Source organism: Paenibacillus sp. FSL R7-0198 (assembly GCF_038000415.1).
Taxonomy (GTDB): Bacteria; Bacillota; Bacilli; order Paenibacillales; family Paenibacillaceae; genus Paenibacillus.
Genome location: NZ_JBBOCB010000001.1, coordinates 3762493 through 3776320, shown reverse-complemented (window position 1 = coordinate 3776320; position 13828 = coordinate 3762493). Strand labels below are relative to the sequence as shown.

Here is a 13828-nt window from a genome sequence, read left to right as displayed (position 1 = left end):
CTGTGTGTTTGATGTATGAGATGTGTGCTATATGCGCTGTATCGAACGAGCAATATTATTGCCCCTAAAGTTCGTTATCGATTGTCACTTAGTCCGCATTTTGCAAATGCTTATGTAAAAGGACGTCCGCGCTTCTGTTTAACTGGCAGCCTTTTCTGGCACTGCATTTGCTTTTCAAAACCATATTCATAGATTCACGTCAAATAGCCGCCGCAACGCCTTAATCCATCCATGGATCGTCACCGCTTGTTCTATTCTATCACAGGGGTATCAGCAAAAAAAGACAGACCCGGTGAAAATCACCGAGCCTGTCCTGGAAATGATTAACTCTCTTCAGATTACAACGAGTAGTTAGGTGCTTCTTTGGTAATCTGTACATCATGGGGATGACTTTCGCGCAGTCCTGCACCTGTAATTCGGATAAAGCCTGTATCGTTACGAAGTTGCTCCAAGTTACTTGTACCACAGTATCCCATACCCGAACGCAGACCACCAATCAGTTGGTGGATCGTATCAGACAATGGCCCTTTGTAAGCGACACGACCTTCGATTCCTTCCGGAACCAGTTTCTTGTCATCATCTTGGAAGTAACGATCTTTACTACCTTGTTTCATTGCAGCCATTGAACCCATACCGCGGTATACTTTGTAGCTACGTCCTTGGAAGATTTCAGTTTCCCCCGGGCTTTCCGCTGTGCCGGCAAACAAACTTCCCAGCATCACCGCGTGTGCGCCTGCAGCCAGTGCCTTCGTAATTTCACCGGAATATTTAATTCCGCCGTCCGCGATAATCGGAACTCCATATTCGCGTGCCACTGTTGCACAATCGTACACTGCAGTTACTTGAGGTACACCAATACCAGCGATAACACGTGTTGTACAAATCGAACCTGGACCAATACCCACTTTAACTACCGAAGCCCCTGCTTCGATCAGGTCACGAGTGGCTGCGCCAGTAGCAACGTTACCTGCAACGATGGTCAGGCTAGGGAAACGTTCACGAAGCTGACGTACAGCTTCAATGATATTGATGTGGTGTCCGTGAGCCGAGTCTACCGTAATCAGGTCGACACCAGCTTGTACCAAAGCATCAGCACGTTCAAATGTATCTTTGGAAATACCAATCGCTGCACCAACCAACAGACGTCCTTGAGCGTCTTTGGCTGCATGAGGGAATTGAATGGCTTTCTCAATATCTTTAATCGTGATAAGACCTTTCAATGTGTTTGTCTCATCAACTAATGGAAGTTTTTCAATCTTGTGCTTCTGAAGGATACCTTCAGCTTCTTGCAGTGTAGTGCCTACAGGAGCGGTAACCAGATTCTCACGAGTCATGACTTCGCTAATCTTGATGCCGTAATCATGGATAAAACGCAAATCGCGGTTAGTCAAAATACCAACCAGCTTCTGATCTCCTTCAATAATAGGTACACCGGAGATCCGATATTTCGCCATTACTGCTTCCGCATCAGATACCAGATGATCTGCCGTCAGTGAGAATGGATTCGTAATTACGCCACTCTCCGAACGTTTAACACGATCTACTTCTTCTGCCTGTTGTTCAACCGACATATTTTTATGGATAATACCGATACCGCCTTCACGTGCAATGGCAATAGCCAATGTCGCTTCAGTTACCGTATCCATACCCGCACTAATCAAAGGAATATTTAGCTTTACATTGTCGCTCAAACGAATAGATACATCTACTTCTTTAGGCAGTGTCTCGGATTTCCGTGGCACTAGCAATACATCATCAAAGGTGAGGCCTTCCTTACCAAATTTATCTTCCCACACGCAAGTGTTCCTCCTTATGTTTGCTCAGCTTTACGGTCCAAAACCCGAAGATTCCAGGCTGTATTTTACGCCGAAAATACGTTTTCTGAAAAATTTATTATTGCCATCTTAGCAAAGCGATATTTAGACTGTCAAGGAAAAGTACTTGGTTATATCAGGTGTATTGCCTGATGAACACAACTGTTTTTCCAGAGCGGACATGTCTAGTTATTACACAAAAAAACGTCAATTCGTATCGAATAACGTTACATTTATACAACCTATTGTGCTGATAAATCAATACATCCAATCTGTATTTTAATCCCATACTGCATAATAAAACTATATAATAAAAACCACCACCGAATAACATCGGCAGTGGTTCTTTGCTTGGCGGCGTCCTACTCTCCCAGGACCCTGCGGTCCAAGTACCATCGGCGCTAGAGGGCTTAACGGTCGTGTTCGGGATGGGTACGTGTGGAACCCCTCCGCCATCGCCACCAAACGCATAGCTAAGCTTACATTTCAGAGTGTTGTTCTCTGAAAACTAGATTCGAAACGAAAGATGCGAACTATCACTTGCAATTGGATAAGCCCTCGACCGATTAGTACTGGTCAGCTCCATGCATTGCTGCACTTCCACCCCCAGCCTATCTACCTCGTCGTCTTCAAGGGGTCTTACATACTGGGAAATCTCATCTTGAGGGGGGCTTCACGCTTAGATGCTTTCAGCGTTTATCCCGTCCGTACATAGCTACCCAGCGGTGCTCCTGGCGGAACAACTGGTACACCAGCGGTACGTCCATCCCGGTCCTCTCGTACTAAGGACAGCTCCTCTCAAATTTCCTACGCCCACGACAGATAGGGACCGAACTGTCTCACGACGTTCTGAACCCAGCTCGCGTACCGCTTTAATGGGCGAACAGCCCAACCCTTGGGACCTACTTCAGCCCCAGGATGCGATGAGCCGACATCGAGGTGCCAAACCTCCCCGTCGATGTGGACTCTTGGGGGAGATAAGCCTGTTATCCCCAGGGTAGCTTTTATCCGTTGAGCGATGGCCCTTCCATGCGGTACCACCGGATCACTAAGCCCGACTTTCGTCCCTGCTCGACTTGTAGGTCTCGCAGTCAAGCTCCCTTATGCCTTTGCACTCTTCGAATGATTTCCAACCATTCTGAGGGAACCTTTGGGCGCCTCCGTTACTCTTTAGGAGGCGACCGCCCCAGTCAAACTGCCCACCTGACACTGTCCCCGCACCGGATTACGGTACCAGGTTAGAACCTAGATACGATCAGGGTGGTATCCCAACGTTGCCTCCACGCAAGCTGGCGCTCACGCTTCAAAGGCTCCCACCTATCCTGTACAGATCGTACCCAAATTCAATATCAAGCTGCAGTAAAGCTCCATGGGGTCTTTCCGTCTTGTCGCGGGTAACCTGCATCTTCACAGGTATTAAAATTTCACCGGATCTCTCGTTGAGACAGCGCCCAAGTCGTTACGCCATTCGTGCGGGTCAGAATTTACCTGACAAGGAATTTCGCTACCTTAGGACCGTTATAGTTACGGCCGCCGTTTACTGGGGCTTCGGTTCACAGCTTCGGATTGCTCCTAACCACTCCCCTTAACCTTCCAGCACCGGGCAGGCGTCAGCCCGTATACTTCGCCTTACGGCTTCGCACAGACCTGTGTTTTTGCTAAACAGTCGCTTGGGCCTTTTCACTGCGGCCCCCTCGTGCTATTCACACTACCGGGGCACCCCTTCTCCCGAAGTTACGGGGTCATTTTGCCGAGTTCCTTAACGAGAGTTCTTCCGCGCGCCTTAGAATACTCTTCTCGCCTACCTGTGTCGGTTTGCGGTACGGGCACCTTCACCTGGCTAGAGGCTTTTCTTGGCAGTGTGAGATCATGACCTTCGCTACTACAATTTTCGCTCCCCATCACAGCTCAGCCTTAATGATGTGCGGATTTGCCTACACATCAGCCTCACTGCTTAGACGGACATCCATCAGTCCGCGTCACTACCCTACTGCGTCCCCCCATTGCTCATAACGGCTTACGGTGGTACAGGAATTTCGACCTGTTGTCCTTCGACTACGCCTTTCGGCCTCGCCTTAGGTCCCGACTTACCCTGAGCGGACGAGCCTTCCTCAGGAACCCTTAGGCTTTCGGCGGATCAGATTCTCACTGATCTTTTCGTTACTCATACCGGCATTCTCACTTGTATAATGTCCAGCGCTCCTTACGGTACACCTTCAACCCTTATACAACGCTCCCCTACCCCTGATGCAAAGCATCAAGCCATAGCTTCGGTGGTGTGTTTAGCCCCGTTACATTTTCGGCGCAGAGTCACTCGACCAGTGAGCTATTACGCACTCTTTCAATGGTGGCTGCTTCTAAGCCAACATCCTGGTTGTCTGTGCAACTCCACATCCTTTCCCACTTAACACACACTTGGGGACCTTAGCTGATGGTCTGGGCTGTTTCCCTTTTGACAATGGATCTTAGCACTCACTGTCTGACTCCCGGAAGTAAGTCTATGGCATTCGGAGTTTGACTGAGCTTGGTAACCCTTGCGGGCCCCGCACCCAATCAGTGCTCTACCTCCACGACTCTGTTTTCCGAGGCTAGCCCTAAAGCTATTTCGGGGAGAACCAGCTATCTCCGAGTTCGATTGGAATTTCTCCGCTACCCCCACCTCATCCCCGCACTTTTCAACGTGCGTGGGTTCGGGCCTCCAGTGCGTGTTACCGCACCTTCACCCTGGACAGGGGTAGATCACCCGGTTTCGGGTCTACGTCCACGTACTATGTCGCCCTATTCAGACTCGCTTTCGCTGCGGCTCCGGCTCTTCACCTTAACCTTGCACGGGAACGTAACTCGCCGGTTCATTCTACAAAAGGCACGCCATCACCCCTAAAACGGGCTCTGACTTTTTGTAAGCACACGGTTTCAGGTTCTATTTCACTCCCCTTCCGGGGTGCTTTTCACCTTTCCCTCACGGTACTGCTTCACTATCGGTCGCTAGGAAGTATTTAGCCTTGGCAGATGGTCCTGCCGGATTCATACGGGGTTTCACGTGCCCCGCACTACTCGGGATCCGTCTCGGAGGGAACCAACTTTCAATTACAGGGCTTTTACCTTCTTTGGCGGGCCTTTCCAGACCTCTTCGCTTAACCGGTTCCTTTGTAACTCCATGTGAGACGTCCCACAACCCCAAAGAGCAAGCTCTCTGGTTTGGGCTTCTCCGCGTTCGCTCGCCGCTACTGACGGAATCACTATTGTTTTCTCTTCCTCAGGGTACTTAGATGTTTCAGTTCCCCTGGTATGCCTCTGCATAACCTATGTATTCAGTTATGAGTAACTGGAAATTACCCCAGCTGGGTTTCCCCATTCGGACACCCCCGGATCAAAGCTTGCTTACAGCTCCCCGAGGCAGTTTCGTTGTTCGCCACGTCCTTCATCGGCTCCTAGCGCCTAGGCATCCTCCGTGTGCTCTTAGTAGCTTAACCTCGTGCTCCGGTATTGGCTGCTCGCTTCCCTTGTTTTGCTTGCGCAAAGCCAAAAGTCGCTCCCACCCAAAACCATCGTACGTGCAATCTACCGTTTTTATTGAAACTTGTTCAACACAAGTTCAGCTAAAAAGGAATGTTCTAATTCGCATTTACTTTCGTTTCGATATCTAGTTTTCAAAGAACAAGCTCCATGCAAAAGCAAGCTGTTTGAGAGTTTGAGCTCTCAAAACTGAGCAACGAGTGAGTGTTTTGCAGCTAAGCTGCGTATTTGAATGTTTCCGTTGCAGGAAACGATTCTCCATAGAAAGGAGGTGATCCAGCCGCACCTTCCGATACGGCTACCTTGTTACGACTTCACCCCAATCATCTATCCCACCTTCGGCGGCTGGCTCCTTGCGGTTACCCCACCGACTTCGGGTGTTATAAACTCTCGTGGTGTGACGGGCGGTGTGTACAAGACCCGGGAACGTATTCACCGCGGCATGCTGATCCGCGATTACTAGCAATTCCGACTTCATGCAGGCGAGTTGCAGCCTGCAATCCGAACTGAGACCGGCTTTGTTGGGATTGGCTCCATCTCGCGATTTCGCAGCCCGTTGTACCGGCCATTGTAGTACGTGTGTAGCCCAGGTCATAAGGGGCATGATGATTTGACGTCATCCCCACCTTCCTCCGGTTTGTCACCGGCAGTCTATCTAGAGTGCCCATCCGAAATGCTGGCAACTAAATATAAGGGTTGCGCTCGTTGCGGGACTTAACCCAACATCTCACGACACGAGCTGACGACAACCATGCACCACCTGTCTCCTCTGTCCCGAAGGAAAGATACATCTCTGTACCGATCAGAGGGATGTCAAGACCTGGTAAGGTTCTTCGCGTTGCTTCGAATTAAACCACATACTCCACTGCTTGTGCGGGTCCCCGTCAATTCCTTTGAGTTTCAGTCTTGCGACCGTACTCCCCAGGCGGAGTGCTTAATGTGTTAACTTCGGCACCAAGGGTATCGAAACCCCTAACACCTAGCACTCATCGTTTACGGCGTGGACTACCAGGGTATCTAATCCTGTTTGCTCCCCACGCTTTCGCGCCTCAGCGTCAGTTACAGCCCAGAGAGTCGCCTTCGCCACTGGTGTTCCTCCACATATCTACGCATTTCACCGCTACACGTGGAATTCCACTCTCCTCTTCTGCACTCAAGTCACCCAGTTTCCAGTGCGATCCGGGGTTGAGCCCCGGGATTAAACACCAGACTTAAATGACCGCCTGCGCGCGCTTTACGCCCAATAATTCCGGACAACGCTTGCCCCCTACGTATTACCGCGGCTGCTGGCACGTAGTTAGCCGGGGCTTTCTTCTCAGGTACCGTCACCTTGAGAGCAGTTACTCTCCCAAGCGTTCTTCCCTGGCAACAGAGCTTTACGATCCGAAAACCTTCATCACTCACGCGGCATTGCTCCGTCAGGCTTTCGCCCATTGCGGAAGATTCCCTACTGCTGCCTCCCGTAGGAGTCTGGGCCGTGTCTCAGTCCCAGTGTGGCCGATCACCCTCTCAGGTCGGCTACGCATCGTCGCCTTGGTGAGCCGTTACCCCACCAACTAGCTAATGCGCCGCAGGCCCATCCCCAAGTGACAGATTGCTCCGTCTTTCCAGTTTCCTTCAGGCGAAGAAAACAACTATTCGGTATTAGCTACCGTTTCCGGTAGTTGTCCCAAACTTGAGGGCAGGTTGCCTACGTGTTACTCACCCGTCCGCCGCTAACCATCAGAGAAGCAAGCTTCTCTTCAAGTCCGCTCGACTTGCATGTATTAGGCATGCCGCCAGCGTTCGTCCTGAGCCAGGATCAAACTCTCCAATAAAGTATTGAAAAGAGCGATAAGCTCATTTTGAATCTGACGAGATTAAAAATCTCATTTGTGCTCCAGTCGATCCAAGCCAAGGCTTGTTTCAAACTTTCGCGTTCATTCTGCAAGCAGAATGTTTACTCACTCGTTGTTCAGTTTTCAAAGATCAAACTTGTTTCGCTACCGAATGTCGTTCTCTTCAGCAACTTTTATATCTTATCACATCCGAACCAACTTTGCAAGCTCTTTTTTCAAGTTTCTTTCGAAGCTTTTTTCAATCGCTTGCCGCACCGTGTAAACTGTGTTTTCTTGGCCGGAATTAGAATATACCATGTACAGATTTTGATTGCAAGTCTTTTTTTCAAATATTATCAACCATTAAAACGATACGTTCAGAACGTATATAGGGTATTCTCCCTTTTTAGCAATTTCGTATGCACATCCATTTGCATTTTATTGTTTAACATTCCTAGCAGGAACTTTTCTTGGCCATAAACTATAGCTAAAACTTATCAGAAAATCGATTCCGATTATGATTCCCCACATTTTAATCAGATTATAGAGGACGGCTGTACGTTCAGCATTCCCAATCCACCATATCATGGCGAATAGAAATGCACTGCCTATTGTCCAGGCCAAAAGATGTCTAAACCATCCACTACGCTCACGACTCGCATGTTCTCTGCCATATAACTTGTTGCTACGAGGATTCTCTCCGCCTTTGAACCAATATAGGAAGTATCGATCCGCCCAAGCGATCATCTGATGACCATAGGCGATACTTACTCCGATATACACCGCAGCAATACCATGAATCATGCTCGCTGTAGCTCCACGCTGAAGATCTATCACAGTGGCCACCAGCAACAACAGATCCACTATTGGTGTTGCCATCAGTAGACCAATGCCTAACCTTTTCATGCCAAGAAGATACCTGACACTTAGACCCGCAAACACAAACACCCAAAAGGCAATCTCACATCCTATAATGAAATAACCAATCATCTGTTAACCCTCCTTTTTATAATACGAATGTATTAAATACAATTTAGCACATTTGTATCATAATAATCAACAATGATATAATGTTCATATGCCTAAAATTGTTGATCACGATAAACAGCGTGTGCTCGTGGCCGAGGCAGCTTGGCGTATTATACGAAGAGATGGCATGGAACAAGCCTCTGTTCGAAATATCGCTGAAGAAGCAGGATTTTCGGTCGGTTCAATGCGTCACTACTTTTCCACTCAGTCAGAACTACTACTATATGCCATGAATCTGGTATCCGAACGGGTATCCAACCGAATCCAACAAATGTCCCTCACCGGATCTCCTGTGGATAACATGAAATGCTTATTACTCGAGTTATTACCAAACACAGATGAAAAACTGGCCGAAATGGAGGTGTGGTACGCTTTTACAGCCAGATCCAAAACCGATTCTACGCTCAAAGAACTTGCCGATACAGTGTATGATGAACTCAGACAGGCTGCAGGCTACGTTATCACTCACCTGATCGAACATGATCTTACCAGACCAGATCTTGATATTAAACTTGAGATTGAAAGATTGTACGCACTCGTGGATGGCTTGGGTATCCATACTGTGCTTAGACCTGATCAGATGAATGCCAAGCTCATGGATGATATTCTCAGCTTGCATCTTGCTTCCTTGTGCCGTTAAACCAAAAAAAACCGCAGTACATTCGTTATGACTAAACCCTGTTACGATAACAGGAGAGTTAGTTCTGAATGTCTGGCGGTTTTTCTTTTTATCCGATAATGATCCGGCCCTCCGGATGACGATACAGTTTTTTCTCTTTGCGAGGACGAAGGGCATACGCGATGGTTAGAGGCCCGATCCGGCCTACAAACATGGTAAAGGTAATAATGATTTTTCCCCAATTGGTCAACTCATCCGTCACTCCCACGGAAAGCCCCACGGTACCGATTGCAGATGCAGCTTCAAACATCAGTGAGAGGAATGGCGCATCCTCGGTCGTAAGTAGAAGCATTACCACGATCATGAATATGATCAGAGAAACCATAATAATGGTCAATGCTCTCATCAGCAGCTCCTTCGGAACACGTTGGCGGAAAAACACGATATCCTTATTCCCCCGAATCATGGCATACACTGCACCAATCATGATCAGGAATGTAGTCGTCTTGATTCCGCCCCCGGTCGATCCTGGGGATGCCCCGATAAACATCAGCAGGATGAAGAAGAATTGGGTAGCCTGCCTCATCTCCGTAATATCAATGGTACTCGTCCCAGACGAACGTGTAGAGACCGACTGGAAGAAGGACGCATAGATCTTCTCGCTCCAGGTGAGCGAAGCCAATGTATGTCCATTGGTAAATTCGAAAACAAACAACACAATCGCTCCTATACCAATCAGCGCTCCCGACACAGACAGCACCAGTTTCGACTGTAGGGATAGACGACGGCGTTTGCGATACTCAAACAGATCATTTAACACAACAAAACCTAGTCCACCAGAGATAACGAGCACGGAAGCAGTCAGGTTGAATATCCAGTCTCCGGTATAGTATTGAAAGCTGTTGCCGAACAGATCAAATCCGCCATTATTAAACAATGAAACGGAATGAAATATCCCATAGTATACAGCCTGACCCAATGGCATCTCTGTTGCCCAACGCAGCGCTAGTATGAAAGCAGCCACCCCTTCAATGGTAAAGGAGAAAATCAGCACCTTGCGGATAATACGTACGATCCCTTCCATACTGTCTGCATTAATGGCCTCTTTGAGTAATAGCCTGTCCTTAAGTGAGATTCGCTTGCCCAAAACTAGCGCAAAGAGAGTAGCCATGGTCATGAAGCCGAGTCCACCGAGCTGCATTAATACCATAATGACGATCTGACCAAACAAATTAAAGGTGGTCCCTACATCCACAACGACAAGTCCTGTCACACATGCGGCAGAGGTTGATGTAAAGAGCGCGTCAATAAACGCCAGATGCTCACCACTTTGGTTGGAGATTGGCAACATGAGAAGCACTGTTCCAATCGCAATGATAAGCAGAAAACCACCGACCAGGATTAACGGGGGAGATAAGAATTTGGCAAAGTGAAGCCTGAACTTCATGAAGGGCACCTCTTTTAACAAAATACGAACAGGTTGGTCTAACTTAAATCACAGACGCAGTTCCACCATAATGGCGTGCTGAGAACACGGCGTTCTGACAAACTTTATTTTAGCGCCTATGTAAACCTAAAGAGGAACTTGCCTCAGCATCATACTGAACGGCAGGTTCCTCTTCTATTATGAACGTATGATACGTTCCTTATTTAATCTTGCGTACGAGGACGCATGTGCGGGAAGAGCAGTACGTCACGAATCGAAGGGGAGTTGGTAAGCAGCATGATCAGACGATCAACCCCGATTCCCAATCCGCCTGTCGGTGGCATACCATATTCGAGCGCACGGATGAAGTCGTCATCCATCTCATGAGCTTCGTCGTTCCCATGTTCTTTCTCCAGCATCTGTGCTTCAAAGCGCTGACGTTGATCGATTGGATCATTCAGCTCTGTGAACGCATTGGCATGCTCGCGTCCAACAATGAACAATTCGAAGCGATCCGTGAAGCGTGGGTCTACATCGTTTTTCTTCGCCAGCGGTGAGATTTCAAGAGGGTGTCCCGTGATGAATGTCGGTTGAATCAACGTCTCTTCCACAAATTCCTCAAAGAACGCGTTCAGAATATGACCAAATGTCATATGTTTTTCAACCGGAACCTTATGTTCCTTCGCCAAGCTATGTGCTTCCTCATCCGTCATATGTACGGAGAAGTCTACGCCCACAACTTCCTTAACTGCATCCACCATCGTAACACGACGCCACTGCGGCGTAAGATCTACTTCATGGTCTCCATACTGGATCACTTGCGTACCCAGCACTTCCTGTGCAATATGAGCTACCAGGTTCTCCGTCAATTGCATAATATCCTTGTAGTCTGCATATGCCTCATACAACTCAATCATTGTAAATTCTGGATTGTGACGTGTGGACATACCTTCGTTCCGATATACACGGCCGATCTCATATACCTTCTCCAGTCCGCCAACAATCAGACGTTTCAGGTGAAGCTCAATCGCAATCCGCATGTACAATTCCATATCCAGCGCATTGTGGTGCGTGATGAACGGACGTGCTGCAGCTCCTCCTGCGATGGTATGCAACGTAGGTGTTTCCACTTCCAGATATCCAAGAGAATCCAAGTAACGACGCATCGATTGAATGATTTTGGAACGTGCGATAAAGGTCTGTTGTACGTCCGGGCTCATAATCAGGTCAACATAACGCTGGCGGTAACGCAGCTCTACGTCGGTGAGGCCATGGAATTTATCCGGAAGCGGATAGAGCGATTTGGACAGCACTTCAAGGTCTTTAACTTTGACAGAAGTTTCACCTGTTTTGGTCTTAAAGATCACGCCAGTTACCCCAACGATATCGCCAAGGTCCAGCAGACTGAATGCCGCATACTTGTCCTCAGGCACGGTATCCTGACGAACATAGATCTGGATTCTGCCGCTCAGGTCCTGAATATGTGCGAAGCTTGCTTTACCCATTCCCCGCTTCGCCATAATCCGTCCGGCAATACTGACTTCGATGTGCTTCTCTTCCAGCTCTTCCTTGGTCAGTTCTTCATACTTTTTCAGAATGGAGCCGGCTTCTTCGTTACGTACGTATTTTTGGCCAAAAGGATCGATTCCCAATTTGCGGAGCTCGTCCAATTTGTCACGGCGAATTTGTAAAAGCTCGCTAAGTTCGGTTTCCTGATTCAAGACTTCATCCGTCATGATCTATATTCATCTCCTTATTTACATTGCAGGCATCGCTTGAGGACAATCTTCCTCAAATGTTGAAAAAGCTTCCCTAAGGAAGCTTTTGTTTACCGTGCCCAACTGCTTCGTTACTATAGCTTTTTAATATCTACAATTTTATATTGAATTACGCCAGCAGGCACACTTACATCAACAACTGTACCATTTTTCTTGCCCAAGATCGCTTTACCGACAGGGCTTTCGTTAGAAATCTTGTTCTGAAGCGGGTTTGATTCAGCAGAACCTACAATTGTATATTCTGTGATGTCGCCGAATTCCAAATCTTCCACAGTAACTGTTGCACCTACACTCACGACATCGGTGTCAATCTCATCACTGTTAATAATGCGTGCGTTCCGAAGCATTTTCTCCAAAGTAATAATACGACCTTCAATGAAAGCCTGTTCGTTCTTGGCATCTTCGTATTCAGAGTTCTCACTGATATCTCCATACCCGATGGCTACCTTAATCCGTTCAGCCACTTCGCGGCGCTTCACTGATTTCAATGTTTCCAGTTCTTCTTCCAGCTTCTTAAGTCCCTCTGGTGTAAGGATAACTTCCTTGTCGCTCATCTCAACCGATTCTCCTGTCATGGGAATAATTTGATTGTACGGCAACGGAATCAGTGGTAATTACATAGCTCCGCCCGCATACATCTTCAAAACTATATGAAGTTCTCCAGAGAAATAGAATATTCCTCCTGATGACTAGCCTTTAATTAACGCACATGGCGAATTTATACTGTGAAAGTATAGGGGAACGATCTCGAAAAGTCAATGTTACGTCATCTGTAGCTGTAAACGTTTTAAGCCAGCCTTAATTACGATGCACTTCCGGCAACTACCGGTTCTGACTCCAGATTACCTTCGCTTTTCAGCTGACTCACAAAGTTCTCCAGAATCTGTACCATCTCATCCCGCTTGGTGCCTTCCATAATAACATCCTTGATACGGGCAGATCCTTTCAAGCCTTTCAGATACCAAGCCAGATGTTTACGCATCTCGCGTACGGCAACCGTCTCATTCTTCAATGCAATCAGGCGATCCATATGCAGGATGGCAACACGGATCTTCTCTTCGCCATTAGGGTCTGGAAGCAATTCACCCGTGCTTAAGTATTGAATGGTACGATACAGCATCCAGGGGTTACCCAGCGCGGCACGACCAATCATAACTCCGTCACAACCCGTTTCATCCAGCATACGGCGTGCATCCTCTGGTGTATGGACATCACCGTTTCCGATCACTGGAATAGAGACAGCTTCTTTTACATCTTTGATGTGTGACCAATCAGCTGTGCCTGTATAGAGTTGCTCACGCGTACGGCCGTGCACACTTACCGCCTGTCCGCCCGCACGTTCAACCGCGAGCGCATTCTCAACCGCGAAGATATGCTCGTTATCCCAGCCAATACGCATCTTGACCGTCACAGGCTTCTCAACCGCATCGACTACAGCGGATACCATCTCATAGATCTTGTTCGGATCTAGCAACCAACGTGCACCTGCATCACATTTCGTTACCTTTGGCACAGGGCATCCCATGTTAATGTCGATGATGTCTGCATTGGTTTCTTTGTCTACAATTTTGGCCGCTTCTACGAGTGAGTCACGATCACCACCGAAGATCTGAAGGCTCAGCGGTTTCTCACGCTCATCTACAAACAACATCTCCCGTGTACGCTGGTTGCCATGAACAATGGCTTTGCCACTTACCATCTCCGCACATACGAGGCCTGTTCCGAATTCTTTTGCGATTAATCGAAAAGCCGGATTACATACGCCAGCCATCGGCGCAAGTACGACCTGATTTTTCATTTCAATGCCACCAATGTTAAGCACGGTAGTC

Annotated in this window: 7 protein-coding genes and 3 rRNA genes; 1 reads left to right on the top strand and 9 read right to left on the bottom strand. The window is 47.9% G+C overall.

What is annotated here, in order from left to right; translation table 11 throughout:
* Positions 1-338 precede the first annotated feature (338 nt).
* The 5 genes from guaB to MKY87_RS16240 all read right to left on the bottom strand — a co-directional run bounded on the left by guaB (position 339) and on the right by MKY87_RS16240 (position 8137).
* Positions 339-1796: an IMP dehydrogenase gene (guaB, locus tag MKY87_RS16260; RefSeq protein WP_289390816.1), complete on the bottom strand. Its 1458-nt coding sequence runs from the start codon at positions 1794-1796 to the stop codon at positions 339-341.
* Positions 1797-2163: 367 nt separating this feature from the next.
* Positions 2164-2280: ribosomal RNA gene (gene rrf / locus MKY87_RS16255) — 5S ribosomal RNA — on the bottom strand.
* Positions 2281-2360: 80 nt separating this feature from the next.
* Positions 2361-5287: ribosomal RNA gene (locus MKY87_RS16250) — 23S ribosomal RNA — on the bottom strand.
* A 307-nt stretch (positions 5288-5594) separates the two neighbouring features.
* Positions 5595-7147: ribosomal RNA gene (locus MKY87_RS16245) — 16S ribosomal RNA — on the bottom strand.
* Together the 16S, 23S and 5S rRNA genes form the textbook arrangement of a ribosomal RNA operon.
* Positions 7148-7585: 438 nt before the next feature.
* Positions 7586-8137 (bottom strand): hypothetical protein, encoded by a 552-nt coding sequence (locus MKY87_RS16240; protein WP_340965400.1) that lies wholly within the window; start codon positions 8135-8137, stop codon positions 7586-7588.
* Between the two features lie 88 nt (positions 8138-8225).
* Between MKY87_RS16240 and MKY87_RS16235 the strand changes: the two genes are divergently transcribed.
* Positions 8226-8816 (top strand): TetR/AcrR family transcriptional regulator, encoded by a 591-nt coding sequence (locus MKY87_RS16235; RefSeq protein WP_340965399.1) that lies wholly within the window; start codon positions 8226-8228, stop codon positions 8814-8816.
* Positions 8817-8904: 88 nt separating this feature from the next.
* On the opposite strand, the gene MKY87_RS16230 is transcribed toward MKY87_RS16235, so the two are convergent.
* The 4 genes from MKY87_RS16230 to dusB all read right to left on the bottom strand — a co-directional run bounded on the left by MKY87_RS16230 (position 8905) and on the right by dusB (position 13821).
* The gene (locus MKY87_RS16230) at positions 8905-10242 is read right to left on the bottom strand and encodes a TrkH family potassium uptake protein (RefSeq protein ID WP_340965398.1); all 1338 of its coding nucleotides are present in this window, start codon (positions 10240-10242) and stop codon (positions 8905-8907) included.
* A gap of 203 nt (positions 10243-10445) precedes the next feature.
* On the bottom strand, positions 10446-11957 hold the full coding sequence (lysS, locus tag MKY87_RS16225; protein WP_253428933.1) for a lysine--tRNA ligase: 1512 nt from the start codon (positions 11955-11957) through the stop codon (positions 10446-10448).
* A 116-nt stretch (positions 11958-12073) separates the two neighbouring features.
* A complete protein-coding gene (gene greA / locus MKY87_RS16220) occupies positions 12074-12553 on the bottom strand; it encodes a transcription elongation factor GreA (RefSeq protein WP_076216743.1) in 480 nt (159 codons plus the stop codon).
* Positions 12554-12801: 248 nt separating this feature from the next.
* Positions 12802-13821 carry a tRNA dihydrouridine synthase DusB gene (dusB, locus tag MKY87_RS16215; RefSeq protein ID WP_253428931.1) on the bottom strand — a complete coding sequence of 340 codons (1020 nt, stop codon included), beginning with the start codon at positions 13819-13821 and terminating at the stop codon, positions 12802-12804.
* Positions 13822-13828 lie beyond the last annotated feature (7 nt).

Coding starts and splice junctions, on each gene's coding strand:
- MKY87_RS16240 (WP_340965400.1), bottom strand. CDS start 8,137: ATGATTGGTTATTTCATTATAGGATGTGAGATTGCCTTTTGGGTGTTT.
- MKY87_RS16235 (WP_340965399.1), top strand. CDS start 8,226: ATGCCTAAAATTGTTGATCACGATAAACAGCGTGTGCTCGTGGCCGAG.
- MKY87_RS16230 (WP_340965398.1), bottom strand. CDS start 10,242: ATGAAGTTCAGGCTTCACTTTGCCAAATTCTTATCTCCCCCGTTAATC.
- lysS (WP_253428933.1), bottom strand. CDS start 11,957: ATGACGGATGAAGTCTTGAATCAGGAAACCGAACTTAGCGAGCTTTTA.
- greA (WP_076216743.1), bottom strand. CDS start 12,553: ATGAGCGACAAGGAAGTTATCCTTACACCAGAGGGACTTAAGAAGCTG.